Origin of the sequence: Flammeovirga sp. SJP92 (assembly GCF_001583495.1) — a bacterium.
Classification (GTDB): domain Bacteria; phylum Bacteroidota; class Bacteroidia; order Cytophagales; family Flammeovirgaceae; genus Flammeovirga.
Window position 1 is genome coordinate 11992 of sequence record NZ_LQAQ01000035.1, and the last position, 24044, is coordinate 36035.

The 24044-nt window shown below is 34.9% G+C and carries 14 protein-coding genes; 6 read left to right on the forward strand and 8 right to left on the reverse strand.

The genetic code is table 11. From position 1 onward, the window contains the following. Nucleotides 1-213 precede the first annotated feature (213 nt). Nucleotides 214-2499: a GH92 family glycosyl hydrolase gene (locus AVL50_RS08635; protein ID WP_063850623.1), complete on the reverse strand. Its 2286-nt coding sequence runs from the start codon at nt 2497-2499 to the stop codon at nt 214-216. A gap of 798 nt (nt 2500-3297) precedes the next feature. Between AVL50_RS08635 and AVL50_RS08640 the strand changes: the two genes are divergently transcribed. Next, nucleotides 3298-4491: a glutamate-5-semialdehyde dehydrogenase gene (locus AVL50_RS08640; protein ID WP_062616094.1), complete on the forward strand. Its 1194-nt coding sequence runs from the start codon at nt 3298-3300 to the stop codon at nt 4489-4491. A 1-nt stretch (nt 4492) separates the two neighbouring features. Continuing rightward, entirely contained in the window at nt 4493-5263 is a 771-nt protein-coding gene (proB, locus tag AVL50_RS08645; protein ID WP_062616095.1) for a glutamate 5-kinase, read from the forward strand. Nucleotides 5264-5312: 49 nt separating this feature from the next. Here proB and AVL50_RS33815 read toward each other — a convergent pair whose 3' ends face one another. Further along, nucleotides 5313-7370: a DEAD/DEAH box helicase gene (locus tag AVL50_RS33815; protein WP_063850626.1), complete on the reverse strand. Its 2058-nt coding sequence runs from the start codon at nt 7368-7370 to the stop codon at nt 5313-5315. A gap of 915 nt (nt 7371-8285) precedes the next feature. Here AVL50_RS33815 and AVL50_RS08655 point away from each other — a divergent pair. The 3 genes from AVL50_RS08655 to AVL50_RS08665 all read left to right on the forward strand — a co-directional run bounded on the left by AVL50_RS08655 (nt 8286) and on the right by AVL50_RS08665 (nt 12995). After that, nucleotides 8286-10289 carry an OmpA family protein gene (locus AVL50_RS08655; protein ID WP_062616096.1) on the forward strand — a complete coding sequence of 668 codons (2004 nt, stop codon included), beginning with the start codon at nt 8286-8288 and terminating at the stop codon, nt 10287-10289. Between the two features lie 189 nt (nt 10290-10478). Further along, on the forward strand, nt 10479-10937 hold the full coding sequence (locus AVL50_RS08660) for a hypothetical protein (protein ID WP_062616097.1): 459 nt from the start codon (nt 10479-10481) through the stop codon (nt 10935-10937). A 108-nt stretch (nt 10938-11045) separates the two neighbouring features. After that, a complete protein-coding gene (locus tag AVL50_RS08665) occupies nt 11046-12995 on the forward strand; it encodes an acetoacetate--CoA ligase (RefSeq protein ID WP_062616098.1) in 1950 nt (649 codons plus the stop codon). 60 nt (nt 12996-13055) lie between these two features. On the opposite strand, the gene AVL50_RS08670 is transcribed toward AVL50_RS08665, so the two are convergent. Together AVL50_RS08670 and AVL50_RS08675 are read right to left on the reverse strand one after the other, a co-directional pair. Further along, a complete protein-coding gene (locus AVL50_RS08670) occupies nt 13056-14093 on the reverse strand; it encodes a hypothetical protein (protein ID WP_062616099.1) in 1038 nt (345 codons plus the stop codon). Between the two features lie 442 nt (nt 14094-14535). Beyond that, complete coding sequence (locus tag AVL50_RS08675) at nt 14536-15687, reverse strand: glycoside hydrolase family 26 protein (RefSeq protein WP_216639023.1); 1152 nt, start codon at nt 15685-15687, stop codon at nt 14536-14538. 293 nt (nt 15688-15980) lie between these two features. Between AVL50_RS08675 and AVL50_RS08680 the strand changes: the two genes are divergently transcribed. Continuing rightward, on the forward strand, nt 15981-17384 hold the full coding sequence (locus AVL50_RS08680; RefSeq protein ID WP_062616100.1) for a glycoside hydrolase family 2 TIM barrel-domain containing protein: 1404 nt from the start codon (nt 15981-15983) through the stop codon (nt 17382-17384). Nucleotides 17385-17795: 411 nt separating this feature from the next. Here AVL50_RS08680 and AVL50_RS08685 read toward each other — a convergent pair whose 3' ends face one another. The 4 genes from AVL50_RS08685 to AVL50_RS08700 form a co-directional block, all read right to left on the reverse strand. Beyond that, the gene (locus AVL50_RS08685) at nt 17796-19085 is read right to left on the reverse strand and encodes a glycoside hydrolase family 26 protein (RefSeq protein WP_062616101.1); all 1290 of its coding nucleotides are present in this window, start codon (nt 19083-19085) and stop codon (nt 17796-17798) included. Nucleotides 19086-19164: 79 nt separating this feature from the next. After that, the gene (locus AVL50_RS08690; RefSeq protein WP_062616102.1) at nt 19165-21291 is read right to left on the reverse strand and encodes a T9SS type A sorting domain-containing protein; all 2127 of its coding nucleotides are present in this window, start codon (nt 21289-21291) and stop codon (nt 19165-19167) included. Between the two features lie 84 nt (nt 21292-21375). Next, complete coding sequence (locus AVL50_RS08695; protein ID WP_062616103.1) at nt 21376-22341, reverse strand: PKD domain-containing protein; 966 nt, start codon at nt 22339-22341, stop codon at nt 21376-21378. Between the two features lie 164 nt (nt 22342-22505). Next, nucleotides 22506-24038, reverse strand: a complete 1533-nt coding sequence (locus AVL50_RS08700) for a RagB/SusD family nutrient uptake outer membrane protein (protein WP_062616104.1) — start codon at nt 24036-24038, stop codon at nt 22506-22508. Nucleotides 24039-24044: the final 6 nt, after the last annotated feature.

Below are 24044 nucleotides of genomic sequence, written 5' to 3' on the forward strand. Positions count from 1 at the left end.
TATTCGAAGTCAGGAGACTTCGCCAATAAACAGTTCCAAGTGACGCTTTTGCTTAACACTTGAAACAGAGGTGTATTTTTAATGTTTCAAGCGCTTTCGAAGTCAGGAGACTTCGCCAATAAACAGTTCCAAGTGACGCTTTTGCTTAACACTTGAAACAGAGGTGTATTTTTAATGTTTCAAGCGCTAAACCGATAAACAGCTCTCAGCATTTTATTTTAAAGTAGATAAAGGCTGATCTTCTAAGGCTGTTCCAAATGATTTATTAGGTTGAGGTCCCATCTCGAAAGTAAGGATACCACCTTGTTCAATTTGTGCTTGTGTGATAAATGATTTTGATAAAGGCTCACCATTTAAATGTAATGATTGAACGTACATATTTTCTGCCGATTGGTTTTTAGCCACTACTGTAAATGACTTTCCGTTGGCCAAACGCATGGTTACTTTATCAAAAATTGGCGAACCAATAATGTACTCTTGTGATCCTGGACATGCAGGGTAGAAGCCCATTGAAGAGAAAATATACCAAGCCGACATCTGACCACAATCCTCATTGTTGATCATACCATCTGGCTTATCAGAATACATTTCTCCCATCAATCTTCTCACCATTGCTTGTGTTTTCCAAGCTTCACCAATGTAATTGTATAAATAAGGATTGGCGTGTCCTGGTTCATCACCATGAGCATATCCACCCACAAAACCAGAGATGTCCACGTGCTCCTCTCCTTTCATATTTAACTCTGTGCTGAATAAATGATCCAACTCTTTTCCAAAGGCTTCTCTTCCACCTTTCATTTCAATAAAATCATTTAAGGCATGAGGCACGAAGTAATCATACGCCCACTTATTACCTGAAATCCAATGCTCTTGCAATGGTTCCCATTCGTCCATAACGATATCACCGAACCATTCGCCATTGGCTTTTCTTGGCCAGAACATGTTTCTTTCTTTATTGAAAACATTTTTATAGTTCTGAGCACGTTTCATGTAATACTCGTATTCTTTATCTTTACCAAGTTCTTTCGCCACTTGAGCGATCACCCAATCTTCATAGGCATACTCTAATGTTTTCGAGATGTTTTTAGGGATTTCTGCCGGCACATACCCTAATTTGATATACTCATTCAATCCTCCATCTCCATCAGAACTAGATACTTTATTGAAATGAGCAATATCATCCATCGCAGCAAAAGCCTCTTCTTTATCAATTTTGGCACCCTTTTGCATGGCATCATAAATCACAGGTACAGAAGGATAGCCAATCATACAAGTGTTATCGATGCCACAAAGTTCCCAAAGTGGTAAATGTTCTTTTGCATCTGTATATCTTGAAATCAATGATTTAGAAAACTCCTCAGACATTCTTGTTTCTAAGAAACTAATCAAAGGTTTTGTAGCTCTGAAAGTATCCCAAGTAGAGAAAGAAGAGTAGTTGATAAAGTTTTCTGCCTTCAGTTCTTTTCCTAAGGCAATGTACTTTCCATCTACGTCCATTGATAAGTTAGGGGCAATAAAATTATGATAAACACCTGTATAGAAAATTTTCTTTTGCTCTTCAGTACCACCTTCAATGTCAAATTTATTCAACACATTTGACCACTCCTTCTGAGCATTGTCTAATGCAACTGAGAAGTTCATTCCTCTTTCAGAATTCAAATTCTTTCTAGCACCTTCTAAGCTTACTGCTGAAATACCTACTTTTACCTCAACTGCTTCTCCTTTTCTTGTTTTAAAAGTGGCAAAACCCTTTACATCTTTACCTGAAGCTGTCGGTTTATCTGTGAACTTACCGTTTTTTGTGACCTTAAAAGTCTCATAAGGTTTGGAGAACTCCGCAACGAAATATACATTTCTTTTACCACCCCAACCATTACTTAAACAAACACCAGAAACTTCTTCGTTGCTTTCTGATTGAATTTCTGTTTTTAAAACTTGACCAAAGATGATGCTTGTAGGATCGAAAATAATATTGGCTTGATCTGTCTCAGGGAAAGTGTATTTATGAAAACCTACTCGCTTTCCTGCAGTCAACTGAACATCAATATCATAATCTTGTAAATACACTTGATAATATCCTGGTTCAGCATTCTCTTTATCATGAGAAAAACGGCTTCTCCAACCTTCATCAGGATTCTCAATAGAACCTGACTCTAATTGTAATTCGCCCACCGTTGGCATTAATAATATATCTCCTAAATCTGACCAGCCCGTACCACTTAAGTGAGTATGACTGAATCCTTTAATATTGTTATCGTCATAATGATAGCCCGCACAGTGATTCCAGCCCTTGGTATCTGTATCTGGACTCAATTGAATCATAGAGAAAGGTGTGGTAGCACCCGGAAATGTATGCACAATTCCGCCTGTACCAATAAATGGGTCAACGTAATTAATTGGTTTTATTTTTTTCTCTTCTACTATTTTCTTTTCCTCTTTGCAACCCATTGCAAGAAGGAAGAGCATTAGAATTGAGATTGTGGTAGTAATTTTTTTCATTTCTTAAGTAAACTGTATAGTGGTTCTTAAAATTGCAAAAACATGCACAAACAAGCAATTTCTTGCAAGATATTCCTGTATATAATGAAAAACAATGTGTTGATACTACAATTATTGATTCTTAAGTATTATTAGGAATTACAGATAACAAAGATTTCTTCATTGTTTGAGCTACATCTATGTCCAATATTTACTAGACTAACTAAGTTTTCATCCACTTTCAATCGACATTTCCAAAAACTTTCAATGGTCTACTTTCAAACTTCCTTCTTCTTCATTTTTCCATTGATGAAAAACGAAGCAAAAAATCTAGGCTTTGAAGTCAAAAGCTAAATTCCATTCCTCTCGCCTAAATGATTTTAAACTCGATCAAAACTACGTCGTTTTGAGATGCTCAAACAGGAAAATCATTTTTAACGGCTCAATACATGAAATTCTTAACGCTTTTCCCTTCAATGCCGGGAGAGCACTACCAAATAAGAAGAGTAAAAATACCACTGTCGTGAATGTTAAGCGTAAGCATCATCCTTGTTCTATAAATCATCAGAAATCTCCTGATTACAAAAGAGAATAGATATCGAAACTTAGTTTACAGCAATTTCTTTTAAGAATACTTCATTTTGATTATGAAATTATCAATGAATAATCCTATCCATTGTAAAAAACTCACACATTCTACTATTCAATTAAAATTATCGTCGTATATTGCTTTTTATCTATAATTTCATGCATTATGGCAGAAAATAAAGATACCACAGCGATTGTGGAGGTTTAACACTAACACTCTATTAGATTTTTATGATACTTTCAACACAAACTAAAAATGCGGTACTTAATGATTTAGCAACGTTGATTGCTGATCATTCATCGGAGATCATTAAAGCCAATAAAAGTGATCTTGAAAAGGCGGGCGATTTAGATCCCACGCTTGTTGACCGCTTAAAAGTGGATGAGAAAAAAGTGCAAGGGATGGTAGCTTCAGTACATGAAGTAATTGGTCTAGAAGACCCCGAAGGTAAGGTTTTATCTTCTTATGATCACCCCAATGGCATGAAAGTGGAAAATAGAGTGGTCCCCTTTGGGAAAATCTTGATCATTTATGAATCTCGTCCTGATGTTACAATTGAGGCTGCTGTAAGTGCTTTCAAATCAGGAAACAAGATTTTATTGAAAGGTGGAAAAGAGGCACGTCAGTCTAACTTAGAATTAGTGGCACTTTGGAAAAAAGCATTAGCACAAAATGATGTAAGTGAAGACTACGTGGAATACCTTGATATTGACCGCGAGACAACTCAAAAGTTGTTGGCTGAAAATACACACAAATTAGACCTTATCATTCCAAGAGGTGGTGAAGGCCTGATTAATTATATCAAACAAACTACATCCGTTCCTTTAATGATCAGTGGGCGTGGCAACAACTTTGTTTACGTGCATGATAATGCTGATTTTGAAATGGCTTCAGACGTGATTCTTAATGGTAAAAGCCGTTTGAGTGTTTGTAATGCTATTGATAAAGTGCTTTTCAATGAGAATATTCCCCAGTTGGAAGAAAAGGTAAAAGGACTGGTAAGCAAGGCGAAGGCATTGGGATTGGATGTTCATGGTGATCAAAAAATTGCTTCTTTTGATGCTTCTGTAACAGAGGCAGAAGTTGAAGGTTTGATGCCAGAGGAATTCCTCTCTGAGAAAATTTTATTCGTGAGCACAAACGGAATTGAAGAAGCAATTGCGACTATCAACGAATATTCTGGAGGTCACTCTGCAGTGATTATTTCTTCTGATGACGAAAGTGCTACACTTTTCCAATATGAAGTAGACTGTGCGGCTGTTTATCATAATGCATCTTCTCGTTTTACAGATGGAGGTCAGTTTGGTTTCGGTGCTGAGATAGCGATCAGTACACAAAAATTGCATTTCAGAGGTCCTGTTGGGTTGGCACAATTGGTGTCTAACAAATGGTTTATTAAAGGAAACGGGCAAACAAGAGGTTAATATGAAACCAAGAATAGTGGTAAAAATAGGGACGTCTACCCTTACTGCTGGAACGAGTATGATTTCCAGAGGTAAAATTGAAAACATTGGGCGTCAGATACTTGCTTTGAGAGATCAGTATGATATCATTCTGGTTTCTTCGGGTGCAGTTGCCACGGCCAAACAATTTATAAATATCAGTGGATTGAAAAATAATATGGTACACTCCAAGCAGGCCTTGTCTGCGATAGGGCAACCCAAGTTATTGCAGATCTACGCAGAAGTGTTTGGTGATTTTGATTTAAAAGTTGCTCAATGTCTTATGACCTATAAAGACTTTGATAATAACGAATCAAAAACCAACACACTCAACACTGTAAATGAATTACTTACTCATGGTTTTATTCCCATTTTTAATGAGAATGACACTGTAGCAGTAGAGGAATTGATTTTAGGAGATAATGATAAATTATCAGCATTGGTAGCTTCTCTAGTAAAGGCTGACAAATTGATTATTGCTTCTGATATTGACGGTTTATTTACAAAAAATCCTAACCTTCATGAGGATGCTGAATTGATTCCTGTTGTCACTGACTTGGAAGAAATAAAGCAATTTATTGAGGAAAGGGAAAACGGATTGGGTACTGGAGGTATGACTTCAAAAGTTAGTGCTGCTAAAATCTGTTTTGATGAGAATATAGAGGTTTACCTTGTGAATGGTAGCCGTACAAACTTTATACAGAAATCGCTTGATGGGCAGTTGAAATTTACAAAGTTTCAGCCTACTGCATAAAGATTAAAGCACTAAAAAAGCCAACTCAGTGATTGAGTTGGCTTTTTTATTATTTCTTCTTTTTTCCAGAACCAATGTAAGCACTTACCTTACCGCTAGCTCTTTGTTTGTCGATGGAAGCTTTATTTTTCAACCTACGCTTCTTATCCACTTTATCTTTATTCTTTTTCTTCTCATGGAAGGCTCCTTTGAAAGTTGGATCTTCTTTTCTCTTTTGGATGTCAATCTCCATTGCCATTTCTTTCGCTTCATCTTTTGGCGTTTCGGCAATTTCAATATCCAATGGAAGATCTAACTCAGGAATCTCCTTCTTGATAAGCTGCTCAATTTTCTTCAAATGGTATTTCTCCGCTTGGTTACAGAATGTTAAAGCTACCCCCTCATTATTGGCTCTACCCGTTCTACCTACTCTGTGAACATAATCTTCATACATTACTGGTACATCAAAATTGATCACGTGAGATACCATACTTACATCTAGTCCACGAGCGGCAACATCTGTAGCTACCAATACACGTACATTTCCTTCTTTAAAGGCTTCGATACTATTGATTCTAGCGTTCTGCCCTTTGTTAGCATGGATCACTCTCACCTCTCCTTCAATCTTACGTTCCAAGTATTTGAAAATACCATTGGCGTGATCTTTTTTCTTTACGAAAACGATAATTCTTGATAATTCATCATCTTCATTGAGAAGGTATTCCAATAGGTTGAGCTTAGTTCTGAAGTTTGGCACTTCGTAAACGTACTGATCTACCATTTCAGCAGTTGTAGCTTGAGGAGTAATCTCTACCCTCGTTGGGAATTCCAAGAATTCTTCACTCAAACGAACCACAATATCTGGCATTGTTGCAGAGAACAATAAGTTTTGACGCTTACGCGGAATGATCTCCAACATTTGACGGATTTGAGGCATAAAGCCCATATCCATAATACGGTCCGCTTCATCCAAGACCATATATTTGATCTGCTTTGTTTTTAATTTTCCTCTTGAGTAAATGTCCATGACCCTACCCGGAGTACCAATTAAAATATCAATTCCCTTTTCTACTTCTTCAATTTGTGTTTTCGGTCCAATACCACCGTAAACCACAGCATGACGAAGTCCTGTATATTTTCCTAACTTCTCTACCTCTTTTCCTACTTGAATCGAAAGTTCACGTGTAGGCACTAAAATCAAAACCCTAGGATCATTGCCTTGAGCGTATTTGGCTTTGAATAAAAGCGGTAAAAGATAAGCGGCTGTTTTACCAGTACCTGTTTGTGCAATACCAAAAAGATCATGCCCTGCCAATACCAAAGGAATTGCTTTTTCCTGAATAGGTGTAGGCGTAGAATATCCTTGGTCATCACAAGCATTATAAAGCTGTTTATTCAACTTAAAACGACGGAAACCTAATTCGTCATCTTCAGCGTTTTTTTTTTCAGCTTCTAATTCTGCACCTGGTTTTTGAGGCAAATGAGTCAATTCAGGATCTCCACCTAAGTGATCTACATTATTAAACTCAATCAACTTAAATTCACCGGTGTACTCGTTGTATTCTATAGTGGTCACACCTGTATTTTTAGGTGCGTAATTTTTCATTTGATCAAAATCCATGTCCAATAGCAGACATAAGAAAACACGAATCGAACGGCTATGCATACAAATCATCACATTGCGTTCGCTTTCGTTTTGCATGATTTTCTCTAACCCTTCAGCCTCTCTTCTCAAGACGTCCATTAATTGTTCTCCATTCTTTGGAAAACACTCAAAGTTGCCTTTTTCCCATTCATCTGAAATTCCTTGCACTGTCATACCATCAATAGTATGATCATCGATAGAATTCCCCTCATAATCTCCATAATTCATTTCATCAAACTCCGGCATGATCTCATACTCCAAGCCCGCATCAATAAATCCTTTTGCAGTTTGATGAGTTCTTTTTAATGAGGTCACATACAGCTTGTCGAAAGGAAATTTTTTGTAAGCATCGAATAAAAGGGATGCTTGCTTTTGACCGTTCTCATTGAGATCTGCATCAATTTTTCTTCCTTGTACTATTCTTTTTGTATTGTAAGCCGTCTGACCGTGTCTGACTATATAAAGTCTTTTTGAATTACTCATTATGATGTATTAATGTTTTCAGGTGCAAAGTTAAAGGGATAATCAAAAAACAAATAGATTTATTATTAAAAATAAATGAATAAAATGTAATTATTAACGAAATACATAGTTGATGAGAAGGCGTGGTGCAGAGGAAAAAGTAAAAAATCATCAAATAACTGAGCTATTCAGTCACTTTCGATTGTGACATTTTATAATGATTATCTATAAACACTTAACTAAGATGGTCATTCAAGTACTTCAAAATAAACATAGTGCATATTTTATGTAATTATTAGAATTTACCACGATTTATTTTGTAAAGAATCTTCGAAATACAATAATCTTTTTAAGATTAAAAATACACTCCCCACTGGTGCGAATGTTAAACGTAAGCGTCATTCACGTCATTGAGCTTTCTACCATTATAGTTTGGCAGTACTCCCCCTGACATTGAAGGGAAAAGCGTTAAGAATTTCATGAATTGAGCCGTGAAAAATGATTTTCTTGTTTGAGTAAAGCGAGTTTAAAATCATTGAGGCGAGTGGAATGAAATTTAGCTTTTGACTTCTAAGCCTAGATTTTTTGCTTCGTTTTTCATCAATGGAAAAATGAAGAAGAAGGGCCTAGATTTTTTGCTTCGTTTTTCATCAATGGAAAAATGAAGAAGAAGGAAGCTTGAAAGTAGAACCTTCAAAGCTTGTAGAAATGCCGAGTGAAAGTTGACGATAATTTAGCTTACCGAGTATTTATTAAGTCGTGTAGGTCTTTTTTTTAAATATTCTCTACAGGAATTACAAATCAAAAAGCTTTTCGAACAAAACTTCTTATCAATTAAGATAAAACACAATACCACATTGTAATACACACCTTCTTTTCTATTGTCCTAGTACTTCAATAGCGATTTTTTCCTAAATGTTGTATTATTGTATTACTATGACATTAAACCAACGATATTGTATATCTTTTCATATAACATTCCTCCTTGTTAGTGTATTTTCAATTTGTGCCAATGCTCAAACCATTTTTTGGGCCGACACAGTTTTTAGCTATTCCTCACAGTATAGTGATGTCGCTTTTGGTGCAACACAAGCATTAGGAAGACCCAATGTGCCTGACAACAGTTTGAAAAATCCTTTAGCTTGGCTTTCTGATGAAGATGAAAGTGCTGAAATAATTGTTGGGTTTGGACTTCCCATTCCAGAGGTCAATCAGATTATTATTGCAGAGGCATTTTATCACAATGCCATCCAAGAGGTAACTGTTATTGATGCGAACAACAGAGAAACCATTGTTTATGATCAAGTACCTTCATATATCAAAGATGGCGGTACAGTATCTAGTTTCTTTATTCGAAAAAATCCCGTTGGCATCAAAGCAATTCGTATTCGATTACAAGCAAAATCATCCATTAGGCAGTGTGGAATTGATGCTGTAGGAGTAAGTTCTTCTGCAAAATCCATCTCCATTTTACCGGAAGTCAGTAAAATGATTGCCCCAACCGTTTTGACCCATCAACTGAGCAATACACTTAACACAGATTATGATGAATTTACTCCAACGTTGGATATTAGAGGTCAGAAATTACTATTCACTCGAAGTGTAAATGGCAGACCTTTACTTTTTGAAGCATCATTAGACAGCCAAAATGTTTGGAAAGCCCAACCTGTTCAAATTGATTCGTCGACCAACGTATTACAACAATATATCACAGCCATCAGCCCTGATGGCATCACGGCACTTTCTGTCATTGATGGTGATGGCACAGAGTTTCATCTTTCAACGTTAGAACTTTCCGACTCTACTTGGATTGAGCAAGAACAAATTATTATTCCCAATTTTCAGCTTTTAAAACAAAAGTCTGATTTCTTCTTATCCAACAGTAGAAAAATAATGTTGATGTCATTGACGGATCACAGGGCTGAAAATGAAAGTAATATTTATGTTAGTTTCAAAGACCGTGAAGGAAGGTGGTCAGCCCCCCAGAACCTAGGACAAAACATCAATACGTTAGGTAAAGAGACTTCACCTTTCCTCTCTAGTGATGAAAAAACGTTGTATTTTGCTTCTACCGGCCACGGTGGTTTTGGTGGAAGTGACCTGTTTGCAGTACGACGATTGGATGATACATGGACGAACTGGTCAAAACCTGAAAATTTGGGTCCTATGATCAATACAAAGAGTGATGAAACTGACCTATGTGTTCCAATTACGGGTGACATCGGCTTTTTCTCCCGCAGAAATACGAAAGGTAATTTTGATATTTATAGTGTAAAATTACCCATCTTATTACCTCCTGAACCTGTTGCTGTTATTTCTGGAAAAGTTGTCAATAAAGAAAATCAATCACCTCTTAATGCTAAAATTGTTTACACTGATTTAGCAACTCAAAAAGAAGTAGGAACGGTTTATTCTAATGCCACCACTGGTACTTATTATATCACATTGCCATTGGGTAAATCTTATTCCTTTTTGGCACAATCAAAAGGATTCCTTTCGCAAAGTGAACATATTGATTTGAATACTCAAGAACAACAGGTCCACGCCATTCAAAACCTGCTGTTAGTACCTCTTGAAGAGACTGCCACATTAGTATTGAAAAATATCTTCTATAAAACCAATAGTAGCTACTTAGAAAAGGCTTCTTATGATGAACTTGATCGTATTGTTGAACTTCTAAAATCAGAAACTACCATTGAGAAAGTGACCATCACTGGTTATACTGATGATCAGGGAAAAGAGACTTACAATCAGTGGCTCAGTGAAAAGAGAGCTCAAACTGTGAAAAATTACCTTATCAAAAAAGGTATTGCAACTTCACGTTTAATTGTGGAAGGAAAAGGTGAAAATGACCCTGTGGATACCAACGAAACCGAAGAGGGTAGAAAACAAAACAGAAGAGTTGAGTTTAAAATCACTTCTCTAGGAGAAATCTACTAATAGTGCTAAAAATGTTAACGCATTTGTTATACAAATCATAATAAAATAAGTTAAACGTTAAGGATTTTTGAATTTCTTCCAACCTTTTTGATATTTAAGGACTCCATATATATGGAAACAAAATGATGAAAAAATTGAAGATTCGTTTTGTATTGGAAAAAATTCAACTATTTAATTAGTTCGATTTATATGAAGAGAAAATTACAAGAAAGATTTATATATATATTAGCCTTTATTTTTGCCTCAAGCGTTATCATCTCTTGTGCCAATTCAGATGAAAACCTGCATAATGAGCTAATGAGTATTTATGAATTGAATACAAGCGTAAAACATTACGATGAGGCCACACAGTTTTTGGAAGTAACGGCACAATTGGATTATGTAGATTTAGGTTATTTGAAAGTAGATGTGCACCCTCTGGATGTCACTACTGAAAATGCTTGGAGGTCATCTTTCATTTTTGATGATTTTGAAGGAGATACTTTTCATGGTCAATTCAATATTCCAACAAAGACTGTTGGAGAATACGAAGTAGTCTTTTACATAGTAGATCACAACAATATACAATCCAAGATCTCAACAGAAATATATATAGATAAATATCCTATTGAAAAAATTGTTCCTGAGGAAAACATTGACGAGAAGTAAATACTTCTCGTTTTTTTTTGTGCGAAAAAGAGATTAAATTCAATCTAGAAAGTATTAAAACAGCTACTGGATTTAATACTTGAACACACACAACCGCACATACAACACATGAACAATGACACTCAGGCTTTATGGATACCTACCAAGGAACATATTGCAAAAACGAACCTGTATTCCTTTCAGCAACACTATTATCCCAATGAGGAATACGATTATTTCAAACTATTTGACCAAAGTATCAGTGATTTAGATCGGTTTTGGTCAGCGATATGGGACTTTTCAAAAATCATTGGCTCTAAAGGAAATCCGCCTTTTTTTATTCAGAATAATCATATCTCTAAAGGTCAATTCTTTCCTAATGCAACACTTAACTATGCTCAAAACCTTTTAAGGAGAAAAGATGACAAAGTAGCATTAGTAGGTAGATTGGAAGATGGAAGACGCTATAGTATTACCTATAAAGAGCTTTATCAAAAAGTTGCTCAACTTTCCTATCAACTCAAAAAAGATGGGCTCCAAATTGGTGACCGCGTAGCTGGTTATACACCCAATGCGATAGAAGCAATCATTGGAATGCTGGCTACTACAGCACTAGGTGGAGTCTGGACGTCATGCAGTCCTGACTTTGGGTATCAAGGTGTTTTAGATCGATTTGGTCAGGTAGAACCAAAATTTCTAATCTCAGCAAATGCGTACAGTTATAACGGTAAAATCCATTCTTGCATTGACCGTTTAAGATCACTTTCTGAAAGCATTCCTTCCATTGAAAAAATTATTGTCTATCAATACTTTAAAGATGATAAAAGTGTAAACGAAATACCGATAGGAGTTGCTTGGGATGATTATCTTCTAAATGACAATGAGGTCATTGAATTTGAACAACTCCCCTTTGACCACCCTCTTTTTATCATGTACTCTTCTGGAACAACCGGAAAACCAAAGTGTATTGTTCATAAAGCAGGAGGTGTTTTATTAGAGCATCAAAAAGAGCACCTCTTACATACTGATCTAAAAGAAGAAGATGTATTCTTTTATTATTCAACTTGTGGTTGGATGATGTGGAATTGGCTTGTTAGTGGACTAGCTTGTGGCTGCACACTTATTATTCTTGACGGAAGTCCATTTCATCCTAGCCCAAGTTATTTACTAGATCTTATTGATGAAGAAAAAATCTCCATTTTTGGAGTAAGTGCTAAATATATTTCGGCCTTACAAAAAGCTGATATTACCCCCAATAAAACACATCAGTTAGAGCAACTCCGAATTGTACTTTCTACTGGTTCTCCCCTCTCCATTGAGAATTTTCATTATGTATATACTTCCTTCAAGAAAGAACTCACGCTTTCGTCCATCTCTGGCGGAACCGACTTGATTGGAGCTTTTGCATCAGGAAATCCAACTCTGCCTGTTTATGCAGGAGAACTACAATGCAAAGGATTAGGTTTTGATTTGGATGTGGTAGATGATGACGGCAAACATTTAACAAAAGGTAAAGGTGAATTTGTGTGCCGTAATTCTTTCCCTTCTATGCCTATTGGTTTTTGGAATGACCCCGAAAATGAAAGGTACCACAATGCCTATTATTCAAGGTTCGATGCTATTTGGGCACAGGGAGATTTTGCTGAAATCACTCATCATCAAGGGCTCATCATTTACGGAAGATCAGACGCTGTTTTAAATCCTGGAGGTGTCAGAATCGGTACTGCTGAAATCTATCGTCAGGCTCTAAAAGTCAATGCAATAAGGGAATGTATTGCAGTCGGTCAGGATTGGAAAAATGACTGTAGAGTGATTTTGTTTGTTGTTTTAAAAGAGAATGAGAAGCTATCCGAAGATTTAATCAATGACATTAGGACAATGATCAGGACAAATGCCACTCCTCGACATGTTCCTTCAAAAATTATTGAAGTCACCGATATCCCCAAAACTAGAAGTGGTAAAATGGTGGAGATTGCTGTAAGAAATGTCATTCATGGTAAAGCTGTTAAGAATACAGATGCTTTACAGAACCCTGAGGCTTTGGAACAATATAAAAACTTAGAAGCTTTATTGAGCTAAGTCAATTCAAGGCCTACGTTTTTGTAGAATGTAGGCTTTGAATTTCTTTTTCAGAATCAATTAGTTCTGTAATTCTATACATCGCTGATAATAAACTTCCGCATCACTACTTTCTTCTAATTGTTTCTCTGCATAATAAAAGGAGTAACACAACATAAATAATAAAATAAGTGATGGTATAGCAACATTAATCATTGGCTTATCAATTAATGAATATATCAAAAAAACAATGCCTGAAATCAAAAATGAAAGGATGACCCATATATTACTACTACTCTTCATTACTTTACTCAAATAGAAAAGCGAAATGTAATTCTTACCATCGATTCTAGCCTGATATACATTATTAAAATTATTGAAGGATCGATCTTTATTAATGTATTTAAAATCATCTTTTAAAACGAATAACTCCATCATGGTATTTTTCTTTGCTTTGTCTATCAATTCATCAATACAAGTGGCCTCAATACGTTGATCTTTAATCAAAAACTTTTTATCATAACCTTTAGCTTGAAGTACAATTTCATATCGATCACTAGTTGTCTCTAGGTAGGAGTCTTCTGTTAAGAGAACTTCTACTCCTGTTAAATCATCCAGATAAATGTGATCAGATGGAATCATAAAGAAAAATGAAAATACAAACATACACAAAGCATACATCATGTGTTCAGTATCCTTTATAATTCCTTTTCGAACGTTTTTTTGTGATGGTTTTCTTTTTGATTTCCCAGACTTATTTTTTTTGATGTAGGGGTTAAAAACTAGACCTTCAAACAATTCATTAATTTCATTTCTTTGAGCAGAAGTTTTAATCTCAAAGTAATTTTTTCTACTATGCTTTTCTGCCAATATTCCCTCCAGAATTGCTTTGTTGTATAAATGTTTTCTATAATCGACATTACTAAAAGCCCAAATTTTCCATAAAGGAGTTACTATACCCCACCATAACCATGTTATTAAAATAGCCAAACCTAGGGATGCTATAAAATGGAAAGACAAAATGAACCAAAATAAGAATATGGAAAAGAAAAATAAGATTATTGGAATTTTACGTATCAATAAAATACCACGGGCAATCGCTTGCTCTGTTTTTAGCATTTGAAAGAAATTAAAGAAAAAAAAATAACGAAGTACTCTGTTTTAGCATCACTCAAAAATACAATAAACTATCAAATAGTGAAAAGGATATAAGATGTACTGCTCTGTTATTTGGTCATTAAACGGTCTAAACGGATGTTCTACTTTAGAAAGAATTACATACTACAATTTTTAGTCAAAGTGTTGATTTTTGTATCTTAATTGACTTTAAATAAAAAGACACACAAAGGGTGCTCAACCCCTTATGTGTCTGATAGAAAGATTGTTTGTTAGTCTTGCAAGAAGACTAAATGAATCGAAAAGCTATACACTACTAATTAATTGTCTTAGAACATTACGCTCTATTACTGTGAAATGAATTACCTATTTACATTAAGTACAAATACAAAATTAACTATGATTTATTTTTGACTTTGTACTGAATCTATAAAACTTATTATTTTTATTTGATTGTATATTTTTTGTATAAATCTTCAGAAGACATGATGTATCGTTTGTCTTGAAGTTTTGCTTCCCATTTTTTCTTGATTCCTTTATTGACGTGTAATCGAGCATCAATCAATTTAAATGTGGGGTTATCAAACCACATCGGGTGAGATTTCCAATCGCAATTGATGTAAGAAAATGCTTTCACTACATCGCCGTTATCTTCAATCGTTTCAAAGAAGGGTACAAACCATTCGTTCCATGCCAACTGTGCTTGGTCTTCATCATGAAGATCCATTGGAAGTGTTTGGTTATCAAACTTCATATATGGTCCTGAAACTGTAGGTGAAGCCTCAGCAATAAATACTGGCTTGCCTTTCTTTCTAGCAAATTCTATCATTTCTTGCTCACGCCATCTTGCAAAGAATGAGAAACCACACCAATCCACGTAATCATCACCAGGATACCAGTCTTCTAATTGTCCTGGAGTGGAAACGAAGCCGGCAGACTGCCACACATACGCAACATTATCTACTTTTTCTTTGTCTAAAATATCTTTTACTCTTCTGAATGCTTTGATAAAATCATCCTTGTCATAATGATTCCATAAATGACCATCAAACTCATATCCCACTCTTAGGAAGACCGGACGCGGTGCAATAGACTTTATAAATTCACCTAATTTAATGATCATTTCATCATGCTCTCCATTGGCCACCTTAGTTTCATGATTTACCATCCCTAAACCAATCGCCAACATCATATTATCATAATCTGGATCTGCTAATTGAAGACTTGCATTATAAACACTATCTCCCCAATTGTCCGTACTGAAAATTCCATCTAACCCTTTATGCACAAAACCAAATGTTGTATCACCTGGCGTTAAAAAGGAGTAAGAAGTGAAACCTGCAGGACGTTCTTCAAAGTGATCCAAGTACCCATCATTGTATTCATCTAACCCTCCAAGTGCCGTAATTTCTTGTCCAATAAAAACTAAAACTTTACCATCTTCGGGTTCATATTTTGCTAAAGGTCTATCCACTTTTGCCGATAAAGTAGGAGAAGCAACTGCACTTTCAATAAATGTCTTGTCAGTTGTTTGTTGAACACACCCTATTAAACCTAAAGCAAAAGAGACAGCTATTAAATAAACTGTTCTCATCATTCATATTTGATAAAAAATTGTTGGATGACTAATCCAAAAAATTTACTTGTAGTGAAGTAAATGGTCAGTAATATTCTTTCTTTTCGTTAGGGAATAAAGCATTGTTATATGATTATACCTCTGCTCAAATACCTAATTCAAAGGTCTTCATTTTTCTTATAAAAAGGACTACTACAACTACTCTCAAGTATACTTCAAGACTACGTCAAACCACCTTAACGGTATCAAAATCACTAATTTATTCTAGAACTAGGACTACTTTTGTTTATCAACAAACATAATTATAAATAGAAATGGAATTTAAGACTAAATTATTATTCTCTTTGGCCCTCTTCATGTGTTTGTACAGTCAAGCACAAGACAATCCAAGATTAAAACTCTTCAATCAGGAACACTTTTTCATAAAAGGAGCGGGTATTGATAACAATGTTGGACTGACTAAACTTGAACTACTCTCTAAATCGGGTGCTAATGCTTTTAGAACTTGGAGTACACAAAATGCAGAAGCAAAATTCGACTCCGCCCAAAAGTACAATCTAAAGGTAGCATTGGGGATTGCTGTACATCAAGAATTACACGGATTTGATTATAATGATGAGGAAGCTGTAGCTCAACAATTGGAAGAAATCAAAGCGCAAGTACTAAAGTACAAAGACCGTCCTGAATTGATGTGTTGGGTGGTTGGAAATGAACTGAATCTTCTTTTTGATGAAAAAGGACAGTTGGCATTGGTCAATCCAAAAGTGTATGATGCCTTAGAAGAAATCATACAATTTATCCATAGTGTAGATCCCATACATCCTGTTACAACTACCTTTGCTGGTATCAATAAAAAACATGTCAAAAGAGCATTAGAAAGAACTCCGAGTTTGGACATTATTTCTTTTCAAGTATATGGCGATTTATTGGTTTTACCTCAACGTGTCAATGCTCTCAATTTGAAAATCCCTTATATGGTCACTGAATATGGAGCGGTAGGTCACTGGGAAAGGCCCATTACACCTTGGGGTAGAGAAATTGAGGAAACTTCCTTTGAAAAAGGGCAAGGCCTAGCTTATAGAATTCAAAAAGGTATTGTTGAAAATAAAGACCCGCTTTTCTTAGGAACGTTTGTCTTTTACTGGGGACAAAAACAAGAAAGAACTCCCACTTGGTACGGATTGTTTACCACAAAAGGAGAAAGCGATGATAGAATAGATGAGCTGACAAAATATTGGACAGGCAAATATCCAAAACATAAAGCACCTGTAGTCAAATCTATTACATTAAACGGAAAAAAAGCTGTAGATTTTATCGTTATAAAAGAGGAAGAAACGCTAACTGCCCGTATTGATGCTATCATTACAGAAGAGCATAATTACCGTTTCCATTGGGAATTAATGGAGGAAGTAAAAGTTAAAAGTCAAGGAGGAGCGTTTGAACAAGAACCTCCCCTTATTGAGATGAAAGTGATTGAAAATAAAGACACTCAAATCACTTTCAAAAAGGAAGTAAAAGTTAAAAGTCAAGGAGGAGCGTTTGAACAAGAACCTCCCCTTATTGAGATGAAAGTGATTGAAAATAAAGACACTCAAATCACTTTCAAAACTCCCAAGAAAGAAGGTGATTACCGCCTTTTTGTCTATGTGTATGATGAAAAAGGGAAAGTAGGCACCGCTAATATTCCTTTTTACGTTGGTGAACTAAAGGATTTATAATCAGAATTGACCCCTTGTAGAAACGTAGCCTGCTACGTTTCTACAAGGTAGTATTAAATAATTTATTTTGAAATGCCTCTGATTACATACTACCCCCCTGTAGAAGCGTAGCCTGCTACGCAAAACGTCTGAAACTTAGAAAAAGTTGAAGGTTTAGATTCTTTTTCAAATAGAGTTTTCTTAATAATTACTATTTCGGACTGTATTCCTCTCTTTATTAAACGTAGCAGGCTACGTTTCTACGAGGCGGTAAACTTGATGGATAGTTTTGTGCTATAATCAATCTAACCCCTTTTAGTTTTTAGGGTAGCGGGCTACGCTTCTACAAGAGACAAAAAAATCCACTGCTTTAGTTAAAGCAGTGGATTTTTCTATAGTTCTATTTTTACATCAAACCAATATCAGAACCTTTTATTTTGTAGTATGATATACTTTTTTGATGATTTGCTCTCCTAAGTCATTGTACATTACTAAAGAATACAATCCAGATCTTAATGGCAATTCTAAAGTTGTTGATTTTTTATCCAATTTCACTTCTTCAATAACTTTTCCTGAGCCTAATTCAATAATAGTTAGCTGGTGTATAGAAATATTATCTTTCAACTCAATTTTCAAATTTGAAAGGTTTGAATAAACAGTTATTTGACTAGCTAAATCCTGCTCCAAAGAAGTAACAGTAGCAAAACAGTTTTCTTCAGCAAGAAAAGGATAACCTAGAGAAGTGAACAATTCACTACTACTCTTGAGCCATGTCCCATCATTTGTTTCTGATTTCCAATTATTCAAAACTTTTTGATTGACTTGTATTCTTGAATCTCCCCAATTGATTCCACTATTTTTCCACATGGGTTGTGCATTCCAATCAACATTAATATAAGCAAGTGCTTTTATTTCATTATTTTTTTCAATGAGATTAAATAACGGTGAGAACCATTTTGACCAAACATCTTCTGTTGTATCTTCTAAATCAAATCCCATTGGAGTGGCCTCAGCAATCATTACCGGTTTTCCTTTTCTTTTGGCTAATTCAATAATAGCATTTCCAGCACCTTCTCCAAAATAAGAGAAAGCCATCCAATCTACATATTTATCACCAGGGTAATATGAATTAAGAATATTTGAAGCATGAACACCATCAGATTGCCAAACAAAATCACAATTTAAAACTCTTTCTTCATCAAACACATCTACAATATGTTGGTACATTTTAATATAATTAGATGGATTGTAATTGTTGTGGGGTCCATCAAACTCATACCCTATTCTTAAAAAAACTGGACGCTTACTTTCTTTTATCCATGAAGCTAACCTTCTAATATTATAATCTCTATTTCCATCAATTATTGATTGTTCTTGCCCAACTAGATGAAGGCCAATTGCAATTGTACTATTTGTAAAATTATCATTATCAACATATTCCTGAGCATTAACATCACCAGCACCATAGTTCGTTTTACTAGCCAATCCTTGAAGATTAACAATATTGGTATAAGAAGTGATTCCTGCAGGGTAATAACCTAAGGCATCAATGTATCCTTGATTATAATTACTTAATCCACCAACAGCTCCGAGATCTTGTCCAATGATCAATAACTTTTTTCCATCAGCAGGTACAAATTTAGCATCACCCCCAAAGCAAGCTGACCTTTCTTGTGCATATAACTGATGAGTTAATAAAAAAATAAATAAAAAATATCTCATAATATGTTGATTTGTATGTTACAAAAAGGGAGATATTTCTTTTGAAAATATCTCCCAATATACTTTTTCAAAAAAATGGCTATTCCTTAAGTAATTTGACCACTTTACCTTGGACATGGAAAAGGTAAATTCCTTTCGATAAAGTAGAAAAATCGAGTTGAGGATTCACCCCATTAACCTGTCCGTTTAAGACCTGACTACCATTTAGATCATAAACACTATAACTTTCACTATTAAACTCTCCTTGTAATGTAGATGTATCTACTACTGGATTAGGGAAAAATAAAAGATCATTATCTAATGGACCAGAAACTTGCCTTATTCTTCCATTAGAAGTAGACAACTCAAAAAGACCCGTTGAAAACTTTTTACCCGAAGTGGAAGTATATTGTATCTCATAATAATAATTTCCTGCATTATAATATTTGATAGAAGAAACAACCACATATTGTTTTCCCTTAGAAATTGCTTTATCATTTAAAACTGTCTCCCCATAATACATTGACTTTGTCACCCACTTAAAATCAAAAGTTCCAGTCCAATCGTTATTTTCATCGTAAGAAATATATAAAGCATCATCATAAAACCCACTTACAGAAAAATTTGTTGGGGGAATATATTCTGCAAACTTCTTATATGAAGTTGAATAACGGTTACCAAAAATATCTAGATATGATAACTGATATTCCCTCCATATACCATCATAATAGTTAACATTATTTTTTAATCTTTCCTTATTTCCTCCTTGAATGATATTAGTTTTGCCTACTACACCACCATATACATTGGGTATTAACCAATTAACACTGACACTCCCAGGGAAACTATTCGGTTCACTCCAAGTAAACCAAGCTGCACTATGTACGTTTCTCATATCAAAATCTGATGGTGGAGTAAAGTAATTTACCCAATCACTATCATATACATTACCAAATGAATCTGTGAATCTGATTTTCACATCATTTCCTGCAATTGAAGTCTCATACTTGTCAAAGTAAATAAGGTTATTCTTAATAGGATAAGTTGTAGAAATGTCCGGTAATGCACTTTTAGAAACTGTATTTCTTCTAATTAATTTTAATGTACCTTGTGCCACCGTATTACTGCCATTCCAAGTAATCTTAGCTTTTTTAGTACTCGCTTCATAAGCAACTTTAATGTTAGATAAAGGAGTAAAATAAGAATATTCAGGTGATGTTACTTTTCTGTTTATTTCATCAGTTATTCTTATATAAAATTTTGATGTTAAAATCTCATCAATTTCGGCATTATGGACTTTAACTTGAGTATCGGAAATGGAACTGGCATATTTGGTTTTAATTACCTTCTGAGTACCATCCTTTTTCTTTTCAATTAATTCAATTTTTGGTTTAAAGTTCCAACTTTGGTTATATTTAAAATTAAACAAAAGCTCTTGACCTTGAACAACTAAGCTAATTATTGATGGTGATTTAAGTTCAGACGCAGCTAAGTTTACTTTTAGGTTTGAAGTAAATAGTGTATTTTTCCCATAAGTTGTTTTCTTCAAAAATATGTCTAAATCATATTTTTTAGCATACTGACCTACTGTTCCTACTAATTCGATTTTCCAATCACCAGAATAATTTTTAAGCTTTACATAATTATCATTTTCAAGTGTAAATTCATATTCACATATCTCAAAGCCTTCCTTAAAAGATACCTTGGGATCAAAATTTACAAGTTTAGCTGATTCACTTAGCGTTACACTTTCATCTGAAACAGAGTTTACCTGTACCAATTGTTCAGAATAAAGATATAAGTTTAATTTATCTTTAAATGTATTTCCAAAACCTGATTTATCCTTAAAGTCAACCTCAATTTCTAGATGGCATTTTTTGCCTTTATTATTAACTACGGCATTTACTAAAGCTTGCTTGTCTGCATCTGAAAGAAAAAAGGAGGTTGTATTTCCTTTCAAATAGTAATTTTTAAAGGTTAAGTTATTTAACTTCAGCTTTAAATTTATTTCGTCTTTTGTATAATTAATAAAATCAAAATAAATATTAAAGTATCCCTGTGTAGCATTTATTACACCATTACATATGTGAGCATTTGTATATCTAATGTAAAACTTTTCACTATTAGAAGTAACATCATAAAACGTTTTTTTATCTATATCTGATTGTCCAAAAATATTGACATTGACCAGCATTAATACAATAATTGCTAACGATTTAAGTTTCATTTTTTAGTTAGTTTATAAGTAGTTTTGGGCAATAATATTGTTATCACCCAAAACTGTAAAAATTTTATTTGAAGAAATTATGAATTACTCAGCTGCTGGAGCTGGTTCTTCTTCTACAACGTCTTCTTGAACGAACTTCAAGTAACGGTAGTTATTACCATCTTCAGGAGCATTTTTATTCAATAAGTTTAAGTATCTGATATAAAGTTCTGTCTCAGTTAATGATACAATCTCATACTTAGAAGCAACTGCTCCATTCACAGTTTGTTTGTAACCTAAGAAACCACCATCATTAATTTGAAGGAAATATACACCATCTTCTTCAATGATTGACATTGGATATGAATCTTCTCCTTGATACACTGATTCGAAATCATGGAAAGGTGCAGCCTCTGTATCTTCTTGCCAGTTATTGATTTGATGTGTTCCCTGTACTTCCATAACGTTAGGGAAGATACCAAAAGTGAAACGAGACTTCAGTGCTTCAGGCATAGAGAAACCTTCACCATTGTTACCAGCCCAGTGATTATATTGTGAACTCCACCAAATTACGTTCTCATCTGGGTTCCATTGTTCATTTTCAGGACCGGGACCTACTTGGTGAGCACCTGGAGCAATTGAGAATTTCCATGTCTTTCCTAAACCAGGACCACCATCTTGACAACCACCAGTCAATAATTGGTAATAATTACTATTACAAACTAGATCCGATTTAGCATCTGTTACTGATACCACTGCTGTTACTTCAGAGACGCCCGTTGATGTGGTTAATACTACACTAGCGTTGAAATCATCGTTCCATAAATATGTATGAGAAGCTTCAGGTCCTTCTGAATTTACTGTATTACCATCTCCAAATGAGAAAGAATAAGATAAAACACCTGCAGCACCTTCTACTGTAAAAGTTACTTGAGAGTTGTCTGTTGCACTCGGAGTCACTTTTAATGTAGCACTTGGCTCAGCAGTAGGAGCATCATCACTCGAGCATGATCCAAAGGCGAATACTACTAAACCTAGAATAAATAATTTTAATAAATCGAATTTTCTCATTTCATTAAATTTTAAGAATGTAAAAAGAATAGTGTGTCTCTATCGAGATCGTAAAAAAATAAGCAGTAAGGTGCCAGCTTGGTAAAAAACTACCAACGAAAGAAAGAAATATCTTATGTACTGTTAGCTGATAACTTAATATCAGCTAACAGTTACTTGTACCACTAATTACTTGGGTTCGGAGTAATTACTCCATCCGTCAAGTCAATCTCAGATTGAGGAATTGGGAACTTTTCATGAATTCCTTTCACAAATCCTTCATCTAATAATCTCTGAGTGATTTGACCTGTTCTAACTTGATCAAAGAAACGGTGACCTTCCATCGCTAACTCTAAACGTCTTTCTGCATAGACTTGCTCTAATGTAGGAGCTCCAATAGTACCTAAACCGGCTCTTGTTCTCACTGCATTGAAAGGAACAGCAGCTTCACCTGCTTTACCTACCTTAATCGCTAACTCCGCTTGGAATAAAAGTAAGTCTGCGTACCTAAACATTCTATAATTAGAATGACCGTTGCATCTGTGATCACCAATACTTGATGGTGTTTGCTCACTCAATGGCAAGAAATATTTTTGCTGAGCAAGGCCTTCCGTATTATTCCAACTGTCTGTTGGAGAACTTGGAATTTCCATCGCAAATCCATCTTCAGGATAAACTACCTCACCATCATAGATCAATGTTTGCTCTCTTCTGATATCATCACCTGCGGCTCTAAATAGTTGGTCTAATTCTTTGTTAGGGATATTGAAACCCCAACCTTCTCCAAATTCGCTATCAGAACCCGCTCTTACTGAAGTCATCATATTTGTATATGAACCTGTAGATTGAATATTCCAGTTATGGAACGCAGAAGGTTCAAATTGCACTTCGAAAATAGAGTATTCTCCATTTTCATTTTCCAACCTCCAGATTTTTTCATACTCAATCAAACTATATTGATTTGAATTGACTACTTCTTTTGTGAAATTGTAAGCTTCATCATAGTAACCTGACTCATTCGAATATAAAGCTGCTTTCGCAAAGTAAGACTGAGCCATACCTTTTGTTGCTCTACCTAAATAGTAGGCATCATATTCTTTCTTTAACTTAAGATTTACTTGAGCTTCTCTAAAATCAGCAAGGATAAAATCATAAGTCTCCTTTTCGGTAGCTCTAGGGATTTCTCTCACATTGATATAATCGTCTTCAGTAGAGATCAAAGGAACACCACCAAACATTTTCACCAACTGGAAATAATGCCAACCTCTTAGGAAACGTGCCTCTGAATAAGCTTGGTTGTAATCTTCTTCACTTACTTTTTCTTTTGCAGCTTCTAGTGCAAAAAGTGCATTATTTGCTCTAAAAACACCTGCGAAGTGCTTTTGCCACACTAATTCATACATTGGATCACTGGCGTTCCATTGGAACTTCTGAATTGAATTCATGTAGGCCAAATCTCCTTCAGCTGCTCCACCTTTTGATGCATCATCTGAAGCCATATCACCAAAGATGAAGTAGTTATAGAACTGAGATTGCTGAAAACTCCATAACATTGGGTTATAAGCTGCAATCAACATTCTATCGATATTCTCAGGATCTGATAAAAATACTTTTGTAGTCTCTCTTGCTAAAGGCTCTCTTTCTAAGAAGTTAGAACAACTTGTTGTTCCAAGTCCAATTAAGGCTCCCGCAATTAATGATTTATATATATTTTTCATTTGAAA